Raw genomic sequence first — 16,959 nt, 5'->3', positions numbered from 1 at the left:
GGGACATACGGTCGGGGCCGGGGTCGTGACCGACATCCTGGACTAGGACCTTTGCGACGTCAAGGGGCGGCGGTGATGGCCGCTTTCCTGTTTGCCTACACACTGCATTCGAAAACTGATACGGACACATGGCTGCGCAGCAGGACATACGGATCAAGCTCAAGTCGTACGACCACACGCTGATTGACAAGAGCGCGGAGAAAATTATCCGCACGGTCAAGTCGACCGGCGCAGTCGTGAGTGGTCCAGTGCCGCTGCCGACCGAGAAAAAGGTCTACACGGTTCTGCGAGGCCCCCACGTGGACAAGAAGAGCCGAGAGCAGTTTGAGCGGCGTCACCACAAGCGCCTCATCGACATCCTTTCGTCGAGCAGCGACACGGTGGACTCGCTCATGCAGCTCGAACTGCCCAGCGGCGTGGACGTCGAGATCAAGGTGTGATGCCGTTAGGTTTTTCCCGACTGGTTCCTGTGGGCGCTTTCGGGGTCCTCCTCTTTGCCGGAAGCCTTGTGCTCGCTGGCTGTGACGGGGCGGGATCGAAGCAGGCTTCTCTCTATGAACGGCTTGCCCAAAAATGGACGGTTGAGCGTGTGGAGGAGGCACTCATTCCTCCGAACCGGCTCGACAGCGTCCAAGTGACTTTTCGCCAGGATGAAGACGGAAGAGAGTACCGAATTTCAAGACAGTACGCCCCGGACTCGACAGAGACTTTGGTTGAAGGAGCTGTCGTCCTGGGTCGTAACAATGAACTGCGGATGGTGTCGGGGTTTGAACGTGTTGTCTCTTGGGATTTCGAGTTTCAAGGGACTCAGGCAGTGTTTGACGTACAGTCAGGCTCCCTTGCATTCCTCAACGCTTTGACTTCGGGCGGGGCCCGCAGTCCAAACATGAAATTGAGGCTCGCGCCTGTTGACGAGTAGGCCCGGTGCGGGTCTTGCCAACGATGGACGTACCATTGCACGGAGATCAGACCTATGAGTAGCGGATTGATCGGAAAAAAGGTTGGAATGACCAGCGTCTTCGACGACGATGGCAACAACGTTGCCTGCACGGTCGTCGAGGCGGGGCCCAACGTCGTCACTCAGGTGAAGACGGAGGAGCCCGACGGCTACAACGCGGTCCAGCTTGCTTTCGAAAACGTGAAAGAGAAAAATGTGACGCAGGCCATGCTGGGCCATTTCGAAAAGGCCGGCTGTCCCCCGAAGCGCGTGCTTTCTGAGTTTCGCGACTTTGGGGAGGACGTGGAGCTTGGTGACACCGTCCGCATCGAAGATCTTTTCCGGGAGGGCGAGCGGATCGATGCAGTAGGGGTCTCGAAGGGCAAAGGCTTTCAGGGCGTTGTGAAGCGACACGGGTTCAGTGGCGTCGGCATGATGACGCACGGCCAGTCGGACCGTCAGCGGCACCCCGGGTCGATTGGGGCGTCGGCAGATCCCTCGCGTGTGTTCAAGGGCATGCGGATGGCAGGCCAGACCGGGGGAGAACGCACCAAGATTCAAAACCTCCGTGTGGTTCGGATTCTGCCGGACCAGAACGCCATTCTCGTGCACGGCTCCGTGCCGGGCCCGAAAAGTGAATATGTGGAGCTGCACAAGAAATAGACGCTGTGAGCGGCCCCTGCTCCTGCATCGACGTACTGTGAACTTTTGAGGCCACGAAGCCATGAACGTTGAAATCTACCAAGAAGACGGGGTGGAGTCGGGGGACACTGCCGACCTCGACCCGACGGTCTTCGACATTGAGCCGAATGACCACATCATTTGGCTGGACGTAAAGCGCATCCAGGCGCATCAGCGTCAGGGGACCAGCAAGACCAAAGAGCGGAGCGAGGTGCGGGGGTCTGGGCGAAAGCTTTACCGCCAGAAGGGGACCGGGAACGCTCGGGTGGGGGATGCGCAGTCGCCCATCCGCCGTGGAGGGGGGCGGGCCCACGGGGCGCGGCCTCGCGACTATACCCACGACCTAAACAAGAAAGAGAAGCGATTGGCCCGGCGATCGGCCCTGTCCTACAAGGCTGCGAACGACAACGTGCGGGTCGTTGAAGACTTTTCGCTGGAGCGCCCCAACACCCGCGAGCTGGGTGACCTCTTCGATCTGCTGGACGTGGCGGGACAAGACATTTTGCTCGCGACCACCGAGGTGGAGCGAGAAATTTACCTCAGTGCCCAGAACCTCCCGGACGTAAATGTGCAGGAGGTGCACAGTGTTAACACCGTTGACATTCTGGACGCCGACGTCGTGCTGCTCCAGGAAGGGGCGCTTGAGTGGCTAACAGACGTGCTCTCGACCGACGAGGCGGTGCCGGCCTAGTGGCGGCACGCCCGTTCCCGACATCCTTGTGCATTCCCCAACGAGCAGCGTTGATTCATGAGCAAACGCGTACTGATTCGCCCCTACGTGACCGAAAAGACCACGCAGCAGATGCAGGAGGGAAAATACTCCTTCATGTGTGGGCTCGACGCCACAAAGATTGAAATCCGGAGGGCCGTGGAGAATCGCTACCCGGGGGTTGAGGTGGAGGATGTGCGGACCCAGGTCGTGCCGGGAAAGCGCCGCCGCCAATTCCGCGACGGCAACATGATTGAGGGGCGGACCTCCGGCTTCAAGAAGGCCATCGTCGCCCTGGATCCCGAAGGGGAACAGATTGACTTCTTTGAGGGCATTTGACCGTCCGCGCCTGAGCTTTGTACGACCTTTCAACCTTGAGACTTGAGCGCCATGTCCATTAAGAAGAGAAAGCCGACCATAAACAGTCAGCGCCAGTACTCGGTGGACGATGGGGAAGACATCACCACCACCGAGCCGGAGCGCAGCCTGCTGGAGCCGCTCTCCAGCAGCGGCGGGCGCAACAACCAGGGCCGCATGACAATGCGCTACCGGGGGGGCGGCCACAAGCGTCGCTACCGGAAGGTGGACTTCAAGCGGCGCGACAAGGACGGCATTCCGGCCTCGGTGAAGACGATCGAGTACGATCCGAACCGGTCGGCCCGAATCTCACTGCTTGCGTACGCCGACGGCGAGAAGCGATACATCGTGACGCCCGACGGCCTGGAGGTGGGGGACACGGTCATGAACGGCCCGAAGGCCCAGGCCGAGGTGGGCAATTGCCTGTCGCTGACCAACATCCCGCTCGGGACAGAGGTGCACTGCATCGAGATGACGCCAGGAAAGGGGGCCCAGATGGCCCGTGCCGCTGGCACGCACGCCCAATTGACGGCCCGAGAAGGGGACTACGCCACCCTGTCGCTGCCCAGTGGCGAAACCCGTCTGGTCCCGTCGAAGTGCCGGGCGACCGTCGGAACGACGAGCAACGTCGAGCACGAAAACGTGGTGCTTGGGAAGGCCGGGCGCAAGCGTTGGCTTGGCCGGCGCCCCCGAACGCGCGGTGTGGCGATGAACCCGATCGACCATCCCATGGGTGGCGGTGAGGGCCTGAAGTCCGGAGGCCATCCCCGCTCCCGAAAGGGCGTTCCAGCAAAAGGGTACAAGACGCGCAAGCGCAACAAGGAGTCGAACAAGTACATCATCCGGCGCCGCTCGGAATCGAAGAAGGGGAGGAAGTAGCGCGCTGTCTCCTGCCCAGGGACGCCCCGCCTCCGAGCCGCCCACACTCTAGGATTCAAAAGCACCTGACGCCATGCCTCGCTCCCTACGCAAAGGCCCGTACGTTTATTACAAGCTGCAGCGCAAGGTCGACGCGCTTAACGAGTCCGACGAAAAGAAGGTGATCAAGACCTGGAGCCGAGACTCCATTATTACGCCGGACTTCGTCGGCCACACGTTCGCCGTTCACAACGGACACCAGTTCATTCCGGTGTATGTAACGGAAAACATGGTGGGCCACAAGCTCGGTGAGTTCGCTCCGACGCGCACCTTCGAGGAGCACTCGCAGGCGAAGGTGGATCAGCGCATCCGCAAGCCGGGACAGTAGCCCGCGCCGGCCGCACTGGCCAGAGGCCGGTGCAGGCACACGCTCTGCTCCGCGACCCCGACTTTCCCCGCAAACCGCACGACGAGACATGCAAGCCCGAGCCGTTCGCAAGCACATCCGGAGCTCTCCCCTCAAGATGCGTCGCGTCATCAACCTGGTGCGTGACCGGAGCGTGCCGGAGGCCGTCGCGATTCTGGACTACATGCCACAGAAGGTGACTGGCGTCGTGGAGAAGACAATCCGCTCTGCCGTGTACAATCTGATGGACCAGTACGATGAGCGCTTCGACGAAGGCGCCCTGCAGTTGAAGGAAATCCGGGCCGACGAAGGCCCTACCTTCCAGCGCCACCAGGCGCGCGCTCGGGGCCGGGCCGCGCCCATCCGCAAGCGCACCACCCACTTGAAGGTGGTCGTGGCGGTTGAAGAGGAGGAGCCCGAAGAGGCAGCCGCGTAACCCGACTGTTGTTTCCGACATCACACGTTGCTCTCCGAACTAACACTAGGTACACACCCGTGGGCCAGAAAACACACCCCATCGGCTTTCGCCTCGGCGTCATCCGGGGTTGGGACTCCAACTGGTATTCCGAGACCAACTTCCAGGAGAAGCTCGTCGAAGACGAAGAGCTGCGCCGCTACCTGCACACGCGTCTGAAGCGGGCCGGCCTGAGCCGGGCCGTCATTGAGCGCACGCCGGAGCGGGTGATCCTTACCCTCCACACGAGCCGTCCCGGTGTCGTGATCGGGCGGGGGGGCTCCGAGGTTGAGAAGCTCAAGGGCGAGCTCGAAACCCTCACGGGGAAGGACATCCAGATCAACATCAGTGAGATCAAGCGGCCCGAGCTTGACGCGACGCTCGTGGCCAAGAACATTGTGCAGCAGCTGGAGGGCCGCATTTCCTTCCGGCGGGCCATGAAGCAGGCCATGCAGGCCGCCATGCGCATGGGGGCCGAGGGCATCCGCATTCGTGCGGCCGGGCGCCTCGGCGGGGCCGAAATGGGGCGCACGGAGGAGTATATGGAGGGCCGCGTGCCGCTCCACACGATCCGTGCGGACATCGACTTTGCCCAAGAGACCGCCCTTACAATTTACGGCACGATTGGCGTCAAGGTGTGGATTCACCGCGGCGAGATCCTCGGTAAGCCGGACCTGAGTCCGAACGTGCAGGCGCAGCAGCGCAAGATGAAGGAGTCGCCCCAGCAGCGCCGCCAGCGTCGGGGAGGCTCCTGACGCGAATCGTTGATCCTCTCGTTCTCGACCCACACGCACCCGCTTCGCAAGATCCATGCTCGAGCCGAAACAGACGAAACACCGGAAGGTCCAGCGCAACCAGGGCCAGAAGCGAAACAAGTACGCGGTCAAAGGCACCCGCCTCAGTTTTGGCGACTATGGCCTGAAGGCACTTGAGAAGGGAGAGATCACCAGTCGCCAGCTGGAGGCGGCCCGCGTGGCGATCAATCGCTATCTCAAGCGAGACGGGAAGGTGTGGATCCGCGTCTTTCCGGACAAGCCCAAAACCAAGACGCCGGCCGAGACCCGCATGGGGAAAGGAAAGGGGGAGCCTGAGCACTTTGTGGCGCCCGTGCAGCCCGGCAATGTCATCTTTGAGGTTGGAGGCGGTGCCGATGAAGAGTCGGCGCGGGAGGCCCTCCGCCTGGGCAAGCACAAACTGCCGATCAAAACGAAATTTGTGGTCCGCCCGGGCTCTCGCGCCGAGGAGTAATCCATCGCGTGCGTGTTCGGGACCGTTCACCCAAGCCATTCAGACCCATGGACGCCGACCAGATTCGAGACCTTAACATCGCGGAGATTGAAACGCGGATCGACGAGGAGGAGGAAGAGCTGGAGGAGCTACAGTTCCAGCACGCCATCCGGGGACGCTTAGAAAACCCGATGCTCCTCCGCACGAAGCGTCGTCTCATCGCCCGCCTGAAGACCATCCGCAACGAGAAGCAAGCCGCCGAGGAGGAGCCGGCGTAACCCGGCCTGGCACACCCGCCGATGCACCCATTCAGACGAGCAAATTGCCGATAGGGCGTTATGGAGCAGACCGAAGAGCAGACCGATACACACACCGACGAGCAGGACGAGAGCGTTGACCGCAACGACCGCAAGGAGCGCATTGGGGTTGTCGAGTCGGCCAAGATGGACAAGAGCATCACCGTGTCCGTCCGCCGCCAGATGAAGCACCCGATGTACGGGAAGTATCTGGAGCGCTCCTCTACCTTCATGGCCCACGACGAGGAGGAGGCGGCGGAAGAGGGGGACACCGTCCGGATCATGGAGACACGCCCCATCAGTAAGAACAAGCGCTGGCGCCTCGTCGAGGTTATTGAGCGCGCCAAGTAAGCCGACCCTTCGCACGGACGGCCCGGAGCGGGCTGCCCCTACGTGGCCTTTCAACTTCGAACCCTGAACCCGGACGACACCCATGATTCAACAAGAGACGCGACTCAACGTGGCCGACAACAGCGGGGCCAAGGAGGTCCAGTGCATCCGCGTGCTCGGTAGTAGCGGACGCCGCTACGCGGGCATCGGAGACCAGATTGTGGTTTCCGTCAAGTCGGCCATCCCGAGTGGAGAGCTCAACAAGGGCGATGTGAGCCGGGCTGTCGTGGTGCGGACCGCAAAGGAGACGCGCCGGGAGGACGGCACGTACATCCGCTTCGACGAGAACGCCGCTGTGCTTATCAACACGGAAGAGGAACCGGTCGGGACGCGCGTCTTTGGGCCGGTGGCGCGAGAGGTCCGTGAAAAGCAGTTTATGCGCATCGTGTCTCTGGCCCCGGAGGTGCTATAGCCCTCCCTGTGTTCTCTGGTTGTACTTGCGAACCAACACTTACCGCGAAGCCCATGGCTCAGAAAAAGTTGCACGTAAAGCAGGGCGACATGGTCATGCTCAACAAGACCATCACGTCCGCCAAGTCCGCCGGTGAAGACCGGGAGACCGGTTACGTAGGGAAGGTCTTGAAGGTCTTTCCCGAGGAGGAACGCGTGATCGTGGAGGGCGTCAACGTTCGCGTCTTCCACGAGAAGCCAAGCCGGTCCAATCGGGAAGGAGGGCGTACCGAGCGGGAGGCGCCCATTCACGTGTCCAACGTCAACCCCATTGACAGCAACGGCGACGCCACGCGGATTGGGCGGAAAAAGGTGGAGGACCCGGATACCGGAGCCTCCCGGTGGGTCCGCTACGCGAAGACGACCGGGGAGGAACTTGACGACTAGGCCGGGGCGGTCTCGGGCGTGAATCGTCCGTGCACCAGGAACCCCAGTTGCAAGCTATCGATTTTCAGCGTCTGCGGCAGTTAGGATGCTTTGAGTGCCGCGGCACGATTTCCGAGCTTTTACCTTTTGCGCTATGGCCGACGCTCCGCGATTCCAAGAAAAATACCAAGACGAGGTCCGGTCCTCCCTAACCGACCAGTTCGGGTACGAAAACCCGATGGAGGTGCCCGCCCTGGAAAAAATTTGCATCAACCGCGGGGTTGGGGAGGTGTCCGAGAATCAGAAGGCCCTTGACCGGGCTGTGGAGGAGATGCGGAAGATCACGGGGCAGCACCCAACCATTCGCCGGGCCAAGCGAAGCATTGCGAGTTTCGATGTGCGGAAAGGCATGCCGGTGGGCGTGAAGGTCACGCTCCGAGAGGCTCGGATGTACGAATTCTTTGATCGGCTCGTCACCCTCGCCCTGCCCAACATCCGAGACTTCCGAGGGGTGCCCGACCGGAGCTTTGACGGCCACGGCAACTACACACTCGGGGTTGACGAGCAGATCATTTTTCCCGAGATCGACGTGGACAATGTCGACCGCATTGACGGGATGGACATCACGTTCGTGACCGACGCGGAAACCGACGAAGAGGCCTACGCCCTGCTCAAGGGGCTGGGCATGCCGTTTGTGCGACGCGGCGACGAGGAGCCGTCCGAGGCGTAGCGGCGGACCGGTCCCTGAGTGACGCCCTCCGCGCGCACTAGATCTATCAGGACAGACTCAATACACCGACGATATGGCCAAGAAAAGCTGGATTGCCCGAGAAGAGAAGCGGGAAAAGCTCTACGAGAAATACAAGGAGAAGCGGCGGCGGCTCAAGGAGGAAGAGAAATGGGTGGAGCTGCAAAAGCTTCCGCGTGACTCGAGCCCTGTGCGCCAGAACAACCGGTGCAAGCTGTGCGGTCGCCAGCGCGGGTACCTCCGCAAGTTTGGCGTCTGTCGGATTTGCTTCCGTGAACTCGCCCTTGAAGGCAAAATCCCGGGCATACGAAAATCGAGCTGGTAGTTCTCGCTGCCGGTCCTGAGGCCGTGAATCATCCAGCGCGACACGCCCTGTTGGCCCCCGAATCCACTTCTGAACCGACGACTCGACGCCTGAAATGAGTGGTATCTCCGATCCCGTCTCGAGCTACATGGCCTACATCCGCAATGCCCAAGAGGCGGAGCAGACCTACGTGGACATTCCGGCTTCGAAGCTGAAGCGGGCCATGACCCAAATCCTCCTCGAAAAGGGGTACATCAAGAACTTCGTCAACATCGAGGATGATAAGCAGGGCCTGCTCCGGGTGTACCTGAAGTATGACGAGTACGACCAGCCGGCCATCCGGATGATGGAGCGCGTTTCACGCCCGGGCCGCCGCGAGTATGCGGATTCGGACACTCTGCCGGAGGTGAAAAACGGCCTCGGCATTGTGATCCTGTCGACCTCCCGCGGCGTGATGAGCGATAAGGAGGCGCGGCGTTTTGGGGTGGGGGGCGAAGTATTGGCCAAAGTCTTTTAGGAGGACCGTCGCGCTCACGAGCGCACCTGTCCGCCGGCTCCGTTGCACGAGATGAACGATTGAACCCATGGCTCGAATAGGAGACAACCCCATCCCGCTTGGGGACGAGGTCACAATATCGGTTGACGATCAGAATGTGGTCACCGTAGAGGGGCCGAAGGGCACCCTCACAGAGCAGATTGATCCGGAGATGATCGTGGAGATTGCGGACGACCACGCGGTCGTCCAGCGCCCCACCGACCAGAAGCGGCACCGGTCGCTGCATGGCCTGAGTCGTTCCCTGATCGTGAATATGGTTGAAGGGGTGACGGAGGGCTACGAGAAGGAGCTGAAGATCATTGGGGTCGGATACCGGGCCCAGATGTCGGACGGCGCCCTCGAAATTGCACTTGGCTACTCGCATCCGATCTACTTCCTCCCGCCGAGCGACGTCTCGGTGTCGGTGGACTCGGACCGGGGGCAAGACGACATCATCACTGTGGAGGGGGTCGACAAGGAGTTGGTGGGCCAGGTCGCAGCGAAAATTCGCAGCCTTCGCCCCCCGGAGCCTTACAAAGGAAAGGGCGTGCGGTATGTGGATGAACACGTGTCCCTCAAGGCCGGGAAGACAGCGGCCCGCTAGTCCCTTCTCTACGGCCGTGCCTGAACGTCATGGGGGCGGCTTGTTTCGATCGAACGACCACGACGACACAGCGGTTATGCCCAAGGGTAAAGAGCAAAAAGTTGAGCGCCGGCAGCGAATTCACGACAGCATCCGAGAGTCCATGTTTGGGACTTCGGTGCGCCCTCGCCTGTCGGTGTATCGATCCAATCAGCACATCTACGCCCAGCTCGTCGATGACATGGAGGGGCACACGCTCACGTCCGCGTCGAGCCTTGCCGACGATGTCGAGGGGGAGGCCCCGGTAGAAGAAAGCCGAGCGGTGGGCGAACTGCTTGCCGAGCGTGCGCAGGACCAGGATATCGAGAAGGCAGTGTTCGACCGGGGCGGATACAAGTATCAGGGACGTGTTCGCGCATTGGCAGAAGGCGCCCGCGACGGTGGCCTCCAGTTTTAATCCCCCCGACGATCATAACAACTATCCACGCACGGAGCACTACGCACAGACATGGCGGATCGTAAAGAGCAGAAGCGCGTCAACGCCGAGAAGCGACAAGAGAACTGGGTCGACCGACTCGTGTCGGTCAACCGGGTTTCGAAGGTCGTGAAGGGCGGTCGTCGATTTTCCTTCAACACCGTCGTGGTCGTCGGAAACGAAGACGGCCTCGTTGGTACGGGCCTCGGCAAGGCCAATGAGGTCTCGAGTGCCATCTCGAAAGGTGCCGATGACGCGAAGAAGAACGTCATTCGTGTTCCGATGCGGGACGGCACGATTCCGCACAAGGTGGTGGGCAAGCAGGACGCCGGCGAGGTGCTCTTGAAGCCGGCCGCGCCGGGGACCGGGGTGATTGCCGGGGGCGGCGTCCGTGCCGTGCTCGAATGCGCCGGGTACCGAAATGTGCTTACGAAGTCGCTCGGCACATCCAATCCGCACAACCAGGTGAAGGCGACGATCAACGCCCTTGCGGACACCGAGGATGCCCTGGAGGTTGCCCGCCGCCGCGACATTCCGCTCGAAAAGGTATTTAACGGGTAGTGTGACCTCTGGGCGACCGGTTCGATGCGCGAACGGATGTGGTCTGCGCCTCGATGGCGCCTCCGAGTCACTGTCTCCTCGCCACGGCCCGACGTGAAGAGATGCTTTGCCTTCGTGCCGCGACGGCTGAGGCGCCACCAGGACCCACGCCCGTGAGTGTGGACGGGAATCTTAGGCGTACAGAACGGACGGGCAGCAGAGCGATACAGCACGCACACGTCACTTGAGCTAACACAAAGACGGACGGCACGACATGGATTTGAGTAACCTGAAGCCGGCAGAGGGGGCGACCCAGTCAGGACAGCGTCTCGGTCGAGGCGAAGGTTCGGGGCGGGGCGGACACAGTTCGACCCGTGGGACGAAAGGGCAGAGCAGCCGATCGGGGGCCGGCAATCGGCCAATCTGGTTTGAGGGCGGACAGACGCCGCTTTTTCAGCGGGTCCCGAAGCATGGTTTTAACAATGCGCCCTTCCGCACCGAATACGCCATCGCGAACGTGAAGCGCCTGCAGGGGCTCCTGGACGAAGAGGTGCTCGATGACAGCGAGCCTGTCACCCCGGAGTTGCTCGCAGACCTTGGGGTTGTGCGAACCGCCAACCGGGTTAAAATTCTGGGCGATGGCGACTTGTTCGACGCGCTTGAGGTGCGAGCACATGCCTTCAGCGAATCGGCTCGTCGAAAGATCAAGCAGGCGGGCGGCTCGGTAACGGTTGTCGACTCATAGTTTGGTCGGTGTCGGGACCTTTTCCCGTGGCTCACGCATCAACGAGGCTGACTCATGGCTGGCTTTGCCGAAAGCATCCGCAACATCTGGAGTGTCCAGGAGCTCCGTGAGCGTATTCTGTACACGCTCGGCATCCTAATCATCTATCGCCTGGGCACCCACGTGACCCTGCCCGGAGTGGATGCGGCAGCCCTTGCGCAGGTGCGGGCCCAGGAAGGAGGGGGAGGGCTCTTTGGGTTCCTCGACATGTTTGTTGGGGGGGCGTTCAAACAGGCCGGAATCTTTGCGTTGGGCATTATGCCCTACATTACGGCCTCCATCATCATTCAGCTGATGGGGGCCGTCGTGCCGTACTTTCAGAAGCTGCAGCGGGAGGGAGAGGAAGGGCGCCGCCGCATCACGCAGCTCACCCGGTACGGGACGATTGGCATTACGGCCCTCCAATCGATCGGCTACTCGATCAATCTGCTGGCCGGCGCCACGGGCCGGGCGATCGTCATCAACTCGACCCTGTTCACGATGACGACCGTCGTGGTGTTGACCAGTGGCACCGCGTTCGTGATGTGGCTCGGGGAGCGGATCAGCGAGGATGGCATCGGGAACGGCATCTCGCTGATTATCATGATCGGCATCATCGCGTTCCTCCCGCAGGCCCTCTTTAATGAGGTGGGGATGGTGGGGGATAACATCTTCATCTTGCTCGTCGAGATCGGCGTCTGGGTGCTCGTCACCGGGTCGGTGGTTCTGATATCGCAGGGGATGCGGCGGATTCCCGTCCAATACGCGAAGCGGGTCGTGGGCAAGAAGGTGCAGGGGGGCACCACGCAGTATCTGCCCCTACGGGTAAACGCTGCGGGAGTGATGCCGATTATTTTTGCGCAGTCGATCATGTTCATCCCGTCCACGATTGCATCGTTCTTCCCGAACAACGCGACGATGCAACAGGTTGGCGCCTGGTTCTCCGACATCAGCAGCCTGAGCTACTCGGCCCTGTTCTTCGTGGTGGTCGTCTTCTTCACATACTTCTACACGGCGATCACCGTGAATCCGCAGGAGATGGCGGACACGATGAAGCGGCAGGGCGGCTTTATCCCGGGCATCCGGCCGGGGAAGCAGACCAGCGAGTTCATTGACACGGTCCTGACGCGCATCACGCTCCCAGGATCCCTATTCCTTGGCCTCGTGGCCATTTTCCCGGCCTTCGCGATGCGGGCGGGCGTGTCGCAGGGGTTTGCCATGTTCTTTGGCGGAACCAGCCTGCTCATCCTGGTGCAGGTGACGCTCGATACCCTCCAACAAATCGAGAGCCACTTGCTCATGCGCCACTACGACGGCTTCATGAAGAGTGGCAAGATGCGCAGTCCCCGACAGGGCGGAGGCTTATAGCCTGTTTTCCGACCAGCCTCGTGTGTTCATGCGGTGGTTGTCCCGCCTCTGGAATCGAATCTCTGGAGCCCCTATGGTACACCTGAAAAGCCAACGCGAAATCGGGCGCCTGCGCGAAAGCGCAGACCTGGTCGGGCAGACGCTCGCCGAGGTGGCCCGTTATATTGAGGTGGGCACCACGCTCCGCGAGCTCGACGCCATTGCCGAAGACTACATCCGAACACACGGGGGCGAGCCTGCATTCAAAGGATATCAGGTCGGCGACCACGTTTTCCCCAACACGCTGTGTACGTCGGTCAACGACGCGGTCGTACACGGCATTCCGGACGACTATGCGTTGCAGGACGGGGATCTGTTGTCCCTTGACTGCGGCGCGAAGCTGGACGGATATTATGGCGACTGGGGCTATACGTTTGCGGTAGGCACGATTGCAGACGAAGACGCGGCGCTCTGCCGGGCAACGTACCAGGCGTTGTTGAACGGGATCGATCAGGCGGTGGCCGATCAGAGGGTGGGGGACATCAGCCACGCCGTCCAAGTCCACTGCGAATCCCGAGGGTTCAGCGTGGTCCGCGATCTTGTAGGGCACGGCATCGGCCAGAGCCTGCACGAGGACCCACAGGTTCCGAACTTTGGGGAGCCCGGCCGGGGGCGCCCGCTGAAGCCCGGCCTTTCGATTTGCATTGAGCCGATGATCAATCGAGGCACACAGCGGGTCGTCACCGACGATGACGGTTGGACCGTGCGGGCCGCCGACGGTCTCCCCTCCGCTCACTACGAACACATGGTCGTGGTGCGAGATGGAGAGCCCGAGGTGCTCTCCGACTTTCAATACATCGAAGACGTGATTGAGCCTCCTTATAAGATCGACGCTCTCTCAGAGACCACTACTCGCTAATGGCAAAAGAAGAAGCCATCGAGAAAGATGGGGAAGTCATCGAAGCACTTCCCAACGCACAATTTCGAGTTCGACTGGAGAACGGCCACGAGATTCTCGGACTCCTTTCCGGAAAAATGCGGATGAACTATATCAAGATTTTGCCCGGGGATCGGGTCAAGGTCGAGATGTCTCCGTATGACCTTTCGAAGGGCCGCATTGTGTACCGGTATAAGAACTGACCATGTGAAGGGGCGCGGGACATCGAAAGAAGGCGGGGCGTGTAGTGGATGCATGGATCCTTGAACGAAACCAATTTGACGAATCATGCCGAGAATTGAAGGAGTTGACGTGCCGGACGACAAGCGCGGAGAGATCGCGCTCACCGAAATTTATGGCGTTGGTCGCTCGCGGGCCAACGAGGTCCTGGAAAAGGCCGAGGTCGGCGAAGACAAGCGACCGCGCGAGTGGACCGAGAGTGAGACCAAGCGCGTGCGGCGCATCATTGAGGAGGACTACACCGTTGAGGGGCAGCTCCGGACCGAGGTGCAGATGAACATCAAGCGCCTTAAAGACATCGGTTGCTACCGAGGCAAGCGGCACCGCGAGGGGCTGCCAGTCAATGGGCAACGCACGCGGACCAATGCCCGGACCCGGAAGGGCAAGCGCAAGACCGTGGCGGGCCGCAGCCAATCGACTCAGAAGAAGTAAGCCGGCCTCGGCAGTACCCGCATTTCCATTGTGGCTCGGATGAGCCTCGGCCGACAGGCATTATTTTCACACAAACACGGACAGTTTTATGGCTGATGGAGACGATCGAGGGGGGAAGCGCACGCCCCGAAAGAAAAATGTCGTTGTGGAGTCGAATGGACGGGCGTACGTGAAGGCCACGTTCAACAACGTCATTGTGACCTTGACCGACCAGTACGGCAACACCATCTCGTGGGCGAGTGCCGGCAAGATGGGCTTTAAGGGGAGTCGGAAGAACACGCCCTACGCGGCCCAGAAGGCGGGCGAGTCGGCGGCGAATGAGGCGTACGAGCTTGGGCTCAGGCGCGTGGATGTGTATGTGAAAGGACCGGGGTCGGGGCGAGAAGGGGCGATCCGGGCCATGTCCGAGTCTGGTCTGGAGGTGGCAAGCATCCGCGACGTGACGCCGCTCCCTCACAATGGCTGCCGCCCGCCGAAGCGCCGCCGCGTTTGACTCCTTCGGGAACGAGGGAGCAGGCACCAACGGGATCAGCCCGGGGCCTGCGTGCTGCCCATCGCCCGTCCGACACTTGATATCTGACACCCGACACCGAATAGAATGGCTCGATATAGAGGTCCGAAACAGAAAATCGCGCGTCGTTTCAAAGAGCCCATCTTTGGGCCTTCGAAGGCGCTGGAGCGCAAGCCGTACCCGCCCGGGCAGCACGGCCAGTCGCGTCGGCGTCGAGAGAGCGAGTACGCCGTGCAGTTGAAGGAAAAGCAGAAGACGAAGTACACCTACGGACTGCTTGAGCGTCAATTCAAGAACCTGTTCGACAAGGCGTCCCGAATGCAGGGCGTGACGGGCGAAAAGCTTCTGATTCTCCTGGAGGCGCGCCTTGACAACACGGTCTTCCGGATGGGAATCGCGCGGACGCGTCGTCAGGCCCGTCAGTTCGTGGCCCACCGGCACATCATGGTGAACGGTGAGGTCGTGGACATCCCCTCCTATGAAATGACGCCGGACGACATCGTGTCCGTGAAGCCGAGCAGTCAGGACCTGGAGGTCATTCAGACGAACATGGAGCACCGAAAGCGGACCTTCTCGTGGCTGGAGGTGGACCGTCAAGAAATGAAGGGGAAGTTTATTGATTACCCAAACCGGGAGGAGATTCCCGAAAACATCGACGAGCAGCTCATCGTCGAGCTTTACTCGAAGTAGAACTGGGTCGTCCCCCCGAGTTCATGGCCCCGAGCGCATTGTTGCGCGCTCGACAATCCCGCGATATTATTCCGTACAATTTGCTGATCCGAGCGTATGAGTAACCACGGGCTTCAGATGCCGGAAGGCGTCCACGTCGACGAGATCTCCGATTCCGAAGGACACTTCACCATGGGACCGCTCGAACGCGGCTATGGGGTGACCATCGGAAATGCGCTTCGTCGCGTGCTGCTGTCGTCTCTTCGCGGCCTTGCCATTACTGCCGTCAAGATCGACGGGGTCCAGCATGAGTTTTCGACCATCCCGGGCGTCACAGAGGACGTGGCCGACCTCATTTTGAACCTCAAGGAGGTTCGGTTTAAGGCCGAGGAGATGCAAGAAGGGCACCTCCATCTCAACCTCGAAGGGCCCGGCAACTGGACGGCTGAGGACATCAATGAGGGCACGGCGGACTACGAGGTCCTGAATCCGGACCAGCACATTGCAACGCTGGCCGAGGACGCCGTCGTAAATGTAGACTTGCGGATCGGGCATGGGCGTGGATACGTGCCCTCCGATGAGAACAAGCGGGAGGACGACCCGATCGGTGTAATCGCGGTCGACTCCATCTTTACTCCGATCAAGAACGTTAACTACGAGGTGAAGCCGACCCGCGTGGGGCAGAAAATCGACTACGAGGAGCTGCTCCTGGACGTAGAGACCGATGGATCCCTTACGCCGGAAGAGGCGATTACGCAGGCGGCTTCCATCCTGCGGGATCACGTCAGCTTCTTTATCCAGCTCGAAGAGGAGCCCGAGCCGGTGGTGGAGGAGCAGGAGGTCGACGAGGAGGTCAAGCGCATCCGCGAGCTGCTCGCGCAGCCGGTCGACGAGCTTGACCTCTCGGTGCGCTCTCACAACTGCCTCAAGGCGGCGAACATCAAAACGATTGGGGACCTCGTCCGTCGCGAGGAGAACGAGATGCTCAAATTCCGCAACTTCGGACGCAAGTCCCTTCAGGAGCTCGTGGAGGTTCTCGACGAGCGCGGCCTCCAATTTGGGATGGACGTGGAGGAATACCTTGAAGAGAAGAAGACCTCTTAGCGTCCGCCGAGGTCCCTTTTGGGCCCACACCGTAGGCCCTGGGCCCGCACCGCATCGTGAATCGTTCCCTGTTTGAGACCCCCAATGCGACACCGCAAGAAAGGAAAAAAGATTGGACGCACGTCGTCCCACCGCAAGCGCACGCTGCAGGCGCTCTCCAATGCGCTCATTGAGAACAAGCAGATCACCACCACGGTGACCAAGGCCAAGGCGCTGCGTCCATTCGTGGAGCCGCTGATCACACGCGCCAAGGAGGACACACAGCACAATCGCCGAGAGGTCTTCCGGCACCTCCAGAGCAATGACGCGATCGACGAGCTGTTCGGGGACGTGGCCGAGCGTGTGGGGGATCGTCCCGGTGGCTACACCCGAATCATCAAGCTCGGGCAACGCTCTGGGGACGGTGCCGAGCTCGCCCTGATCGAACTTGTGGATTACAACGACGTGCCGCCGACCGATACGGGCCAGGGGGGGTCTGGCGGGACGCGTCGGGGCGGTGGAAAGGGCCGACGGACATCGTCCGAAGAGGAGCCGGCCCAGCAGGCACAGGGAGGCGACTCCCCGTCGGACGACGTGTCTGTCGAGGACCCGGAGTCGGCCGAAGAGGAAGCGTCCACCGACGCCGACCAGAATGAGGCCG

The 16,959-nt window shown here is 61.1% G+C and carries 28 protein-coding genes; all 28 read left to right on the top strand.

The genetic code is table 11. The features are described 5' to 3' along the window. Nucleotides 1-128 precede the first annotated feature (128 nt). The gene (rpsJ, locus tag V5A20_RS08505; RefSeq protein ID WP_332315045.1) at nt 129-440 is read left to right on the top strand and encodes a 30S ribosomal protein S10; all 312 of its coding nucleotides are present in this window, start codon (nt 129-131) and stop codon (nt 438-440) included. 533 nt (nt 441-973) lie between these two features. Next, entirely contained in the window at nt 974-1,600 is a 627-nt protein-coding gene (gene rplC / locus V5A20_RS08500) for a 50S ribosomal protein L3 (RefSeq protein ID WP_332315046.1), read from the top strand. Nucleotides 1,601-1,661: 61 nt separating this feature from the next. Continuing rightward, nucleotides 1,662-2,309 (top strand): 50S ribosomal protein L4, encoded by a 648-nt coding sequence (gene rplD / locus V5A20_RS08495; protein ID WP_332315047.1) that lies wholly within the window; start codon nt 1,662-1,664, stop codon nt 2,307-2,309. A 57-nt stretch (nt 2,310-2,366) separates the two neighbouring features. Beyond that, nucleotides 2,367-2,666, top strand: a complete 300-nt coding sequence (rplW, locus tag V5A20_RS08490; RefSeq protein ID WP_332315048.1) for a 50S ribosomal protein L23 — start codon at nt 2,367-2,369, stop codon at nt 2,664-2,666. 51 nt (nt 2,667-2,717) lie between these two features. Then, nucleotides 2,718-3,563, top strand: a complete 846-nt coding sequence (rplB, locus tag V5A20_RS08485) for a 50S ribosomal protein L2 (protein ID WP_332315049.1) — start codon at nt 2,718-2,720, stop codon at nt 3,561-3,563. A gap of 73 nt (nt 3,564-3,636) precedes the next feature. Continuing rightward, nucleotides 3,637-3,930 (top strand): 30S ribosomal protein S19, encoded by a 294-nt coding sequence (gene rpsS, locus V5A20_RS08480; protein ID WP_263792822.1) that lies wholly within the window; start codon nt 3,637-3,639, stop codon nt 3,928-3,930. Between the two features lie 88 nt (nt 3,931-4,018). Next, complete coding sequence (gene rplV, locus V5A20_RS08475; RefSeq protein WP_332315050.1) at nt 4,019-4,384, top strand: 50S ribosomal protein L22; 366 nt, start codon at nt 4,019-4,021, stop codon at nt 4,382-4,384. Between the two features lie 59 nt (nt 4,385-4,443). Continuing rightward, entirely contained in the window at nt 4,444-5,157 is a 714-nt protein-coding gene (gene rpsC / locus V5A20_RS08470) for a 30S ribosomal protein S3 (protein WP_332315051.1), read from the top strand. Between the two features lie 55 nt (nt 5,158-5,212). After that, complete coding sequence (gene rplP, locus V5A20_RS08465; RefSeq protein ID WP_332315052.1) at nt 5,213-5,650, top strand: 50S ribosomal protein L16; 438 nt, start codon at nt 5,213-5,215, stop codon at nt 5,648-5,650. A gap of 47 nt (nt 5,651-5,697) precedes the next feature. Further along, entirely contained in the window at nt 5,698-5,907 is a 210-nt protein-coding gene (gene rpmC, locus V5A20_RS08460; RefSeq protein ID WP_332315053.1) for a 50S ribosomal protein L29, read from the top strand. A gap of 60 nt (nt 5,908-5,967) precedes the next feature. Further along, nucleotides 5,968-6,276: a 30S ribosomal protein S17 gene (gene rpsQ, locus V5A20_RS08455; RefSeq protein ID WP_332315054.1), complete on the top strand. Its 309-nt coding sequence runs from the start codon at nt 5,968-5,970 to the stop codon at nt 6,274-6,276. Between the two features lie 82 nt (nt 6,277-6,358). Then, nucleotides 6,359-6,727 carry a 50S ribosomal protein L14 gene (gene rplN / locus V5A20_RS08450; protein WP_332315055.1) on the top strand — a complete coding sequence of 123 codons (369 nt, stop codon included), beginning with the start codon at nt 6,359-6,361 and terminating at the stop codon, nt 6,725-6,727. Between the two features lie 53 nt (nt 6,728-6,780). Next, nucleotides 6,781-7,152 (top strand): 50S ribosomal protein L24, encoded by a 372-nt coding sequence (rplX, locus tag V5A20_RS08445; protein WP_442978381.1) that lies wholly within the window; start codon nt 6,781-6,783, stop codon nt 7,150-7,152. A 133-nt stretch (nt 7,153-7,285) separates the two neighbouring features. Then, entirely contained in the window at nt 7,286-7,861 is a 576-nt protein-coding gene (gene rplE, locus V5A20_RS08440; protein ID WP_332315056.1) for a 50S ribosomal protein L5, read from the top strand. Nucleotides 7,862-7,934: 73 nt separating this feature from the next. Beyond that, on the top strand, nt 7,935-8,204 hold the full coding sequence (gene rpsN, locus V5A20_RS08435) for a 30S ribosomal protein S14 (protein WP_332315057.1): 270 nt from the start codon (nt 7,935-7,937) through the stop codon (nt 8,202-8,204). A 94-nt stretch (nt 8,205-8,298) separates the two neighbouring features. Beyond that, the gene (gene rpsH, locus V5A20_RS08430; protein WP_332315058.1) at nt 8,299-8,700 is read left to right on the top strand and encodes a 30S ribosomal protein S8; all 402 of its coding nucleotides are present in this window, start codon (nt 8,299-8,301) and stop codon (nt 8,698-8,700) included. Between the two features lie 67 nt (nt 8,701-8,767). Then, a complete protein-coding gene (rplF, locus tag V5A20_RS08425; RefSeq protein WP_332315059.1) occupies nt 8,768-9,322 on the top strand; it encodes a 50S ribosomal protein L6 in 555 nt (184 codons plus the stop codon). A gap of 76 nt (nt 9,323-9,398) precedes the next feature. Next, on the top strand, nt 9,399-9,758 hold the full coding sequence (rplR, locus tag V5A20_RS08420) for a 50S ribosomal protein L18 (protein ID WP_332315060.1): 360 nt from the start codon (nt 9,399-9,401) through the stop codon (nt 9,756-9,758). Nucleotides 9,759-9,809: 51 nt separating this feature from the next. Next, nucleotides 9,810-10,337: a 30S ribosomal protein S5 gene (gene rpsE / locus V5A20_RS08415; RefSeq protein ID WP_332315061.1), complete on the top strand. Its 528-nt coding sequence runs from the start codon at nt 9,810-9,812 to the stop codon at nt 10,335-10,337. A gap of 253 nt (nt 10,338-10,590) precedes the next feature. Further along, on the top strand, nt 10,591-11,061 hold the full coding sequence (rplO, locus tag V5A20_RS08410; RefSeq protein WP_332315062.1) for a 50S ribosomal protein L15: 471 nt from the start codon (nt 10,591-10,593) through the stop codon (nt 11,059-11,061). Between the two features lie 54 nt (nt 11,062-11,115). Continuing rightward, nucleotides 11,116-12,447, top strand: a complete 1,332-nt coding sequence (gene secY, locus V5A20_RS08405) for a preprotein translocase subunit SecY (RefSeq protein WP_332315063.1) — start codon at nt 11,116-11,118, stop codon at nt 12,445-12,447. Between the two features lie 73 nt (nt 12,448-12,520). Beyond that, entirely contained in the window at nt 12,521-13,345 is an 825-nt protein-coding gene (gene map, locus V5A20_RS08400) for a type I methionyl aminopeptidase (protein ID WP_332327112.1), read from the top strand. Beyond that, entirely contained in the window at nt 13,345-13,566 is a 222-nt protein-coding gene (gene infA / locus V5A20_RS08395; RefSeq protein WP_011403816.1) for a translation initiation factor IF-1, read from the top strand. The genes map and infA overlap by 1 nt, the downstream gene beginning before the upstream one ends. Nucleotides 13,567-13,651: 85 nt before the next feature. Beyond that, nucleotides 13,652-14,035: a 30S ribosomal protein S13 gene (rpsM, locus tag V5A20_RS08390; protein WP_332315065.1), complete on the top strand. Its 384-nt coding sequence runs from the start codon at nt 13,652-13,654 to the stop codon at nt 14,033-14,035. A gap of 88 nt (nt 14,036-14,123) precedes the next feature. Then, entirely contained in the window at nt 14,124-14,528 is a 405-nt protein-coding gene (rpsK, locus tag V5A20_RS08385; RefSeq protein WP_013061620.1) for a 30S ribosomal protein S11, read from the top strand. A gap of 105 nt (nt 14,529-14,633) precedes the next feature. Next, nucleotides 14,634-15,236, top strand: coding sequence for a 30S ribosomal protein S4 (gene rpsD / locus V5A20_RS08380; RefSeq protein ID WP_332315066.1), 603 nt, complete (start codon nt 14,634-14,636; stop codon nt 15,234-15,236). 96 nt (nt 15,237-15,332) lie between these two features. After that, nucleotides 15,333-16,319, top strand: a complete 987-nt coding sequence (locus V5A20_RS08375) for a DNA-directed RNA polymerase subunit alpha (RefSeq protein ID WP_332315067.1) — start codon at nt 15,333-15,335, stop codon at nt 16,317-16,319. Between the two features lie 84 nt (nt 16,320-16,403). Beyond that, nucleotides 16,404-16,959: 50S ribosomal protein L17 (rplQ, locus tag V5A20_RS08370; RefSeq protein WP_332327111.1), on the top strand; the 556-nt coding region annotated here is incomplete at its 3' end.

Source organism: Salinibacter sp., from assembly GCF_036626415.1.
Taxonomy (GTDB): Bacteria; Bacteroidota; Rhodothermia; order Rhodothermales; family Salinibacteraceae; genus Salinibacter.
This window is presented reverse-complemented; position numbering and strand designations above follow the sequence as displayed.

Coding starts and splice junctions, on each gene's coding strand:
- rpsJ (WP_332315045.1), top strand. CDS start 129: ATGGCTGCGCAGCAGGACATACGGATCAAGCTCAAGTCGTACGACCAC.
- rplC (WP_332315046.1), top strand. CDS start 974: ATGAGTAGCGGATTGATCGGAAAAAAGGTTGGAATGACCAGCGTCTTC.
- rplD (WP_332315047.1), top strand. CDS start 1,662: ATGAACGTTGAAATCTACCAAGAAGACGGGGTGGAGTCGGGGGACACT.
- rplW (WP_332315048.1), top strand. CDS start 2,367: ATGAGCAAACGCGTACTGATTCGCCCCTACGTGACCGAAAAGACCACG.
- rplB (WP_332315049.1), top strand. CDS start 2,718: ATGTCCATTAAGAAGAGAAAGCCGACCATAAACAGTCAGCGCCAGTAC.
- rpsS (WP_263792822.1), top strand. CDS start 3,637: ATGCCTCGCTCCCTACGCAAAGGCCCGTACGTTTATTACAAGCTGCAG.
- rplV (WP_332315050.1), top strand. CDS start 4,019: ATGCAAGCCCGAGCCGTTCGCAAGCACATCCGGAGCTCTCCCCTCAAG.
- rplP (WP_332315052.1), top strand. CDS start 5,213: ATGCTCGAGCCGAAACAGACGAAACACCGGAAGGTCCAGCGCAACCAG.
- rpmC (WP_332315053.1), top strand. CDS start 5,698: ATGGACGCCGACCAGATTCGAGACCTTAACATCGCGGAGATTGAAACG.
- rpsQ (WP_332315054.1), top strand. CDS start 5,968: ATGGAGCAGACCGAAGAGCAGACCGATACACACACCGACGAGCAGGAC.
- rplN (WP_332315055.1), top strand. CDS start 6,359: ATGATTCAACAAGAGACGCGACTCAACGTGGCCGACAACAGCGGGGCC.
- rplX (WP_442978381.1), top strand. CDS start 6,781: ATGGCTCAGAAAAAGTTGCACGTAAAGCAGGGCGACATGGTCATGCTC.
- rplE (WP_332315056.1), top strand. CDS start 7,286: ATGGCCGACGCTCCGCGATTCCAAGAAAAATACCAAGACGAGGTCCGG.
- rpsN (WP_332315057.1), top strand. CDS start 7,935: ATGGCCAAGAAAAGCTGGATTGCCCGAGAAGAGAAGCGGGAAAAGCTC.
- rpsH (WP_332315058.1), top strand. CDS start 8,299: ATGAGTGGTATCTCCGATCCCGTCTCGAGCTACATGGCCTACATCCGC.
- rplF (WP_332315059.1), top strand. CDS start 8,768: ATGGCTCGAATAGGAGACAACCCCATCCCGCTTGGGGACGAGGTCACA.
- rplR (WP_332315060.1), top strand. CDS start 9,399: ATGCCCAAGGGTAAAGAGCAAAAAGTTGAGCGCCGGCAGCGAATTCAC.
- rpsE (WP_332315061.1), top strand. CDS start 9,810: ATGGCGGATCGTAAAGAGCAGAAGCGCGTCAACGCCGAGAAGCGACAA.
- rplO (WP_332315062.1), top strand. CDS start 10,591: ATGGATTTGAGTAACCTGAAGCCGGCAGAGGGGGCGACCCAGTCAGGA.
- secY (WP_332315063.1), top strand. CDS start 11,116: ATGGCTGGCTTTGCCGAAAGCATCCGCAACATCTGGAGTGTCCAGGAG.
- map (WP_332327112.1), top strand. CDS start 12,521: ATGGTACACCTGAAAAGCCAACGCGAAATCGGGCGCCTGCGCGAAAGC.
- infA (WP_011403816.1), top strand. CDS start 13,345: ATGGCAAAAGAAGAAGCCATCGAGAAAGATGGGGAAGTCATCGAAGCA.
- rpsM (WP_332315065.1), top strand. CDS start 13,652: ATGCCGAGAATTGAAGGAGTTGACGTGCCGGACGACAAGCGCGGAGAG.
- rpsK (WP_013061620.1), top strand. CDS start 14,124: ATGGCTGATGGAGACGATCGAGGGGGGAAGCGCACGCCCCGAAAGAAA.
- rpsD (WP_332315066.1), top strand. CDS start 14,634: ATGGCTCGATATAGAGGTCCGAAACAGAAAATCGCGCGTCGTTTCAAA.
- V5A20_RS08375 (WP_332315067.1), top strand. CDS start 15,333: ATGAGTAACCACGGGCTTCAGATGCCGGAAGGCGTCCACGTCGACGAG.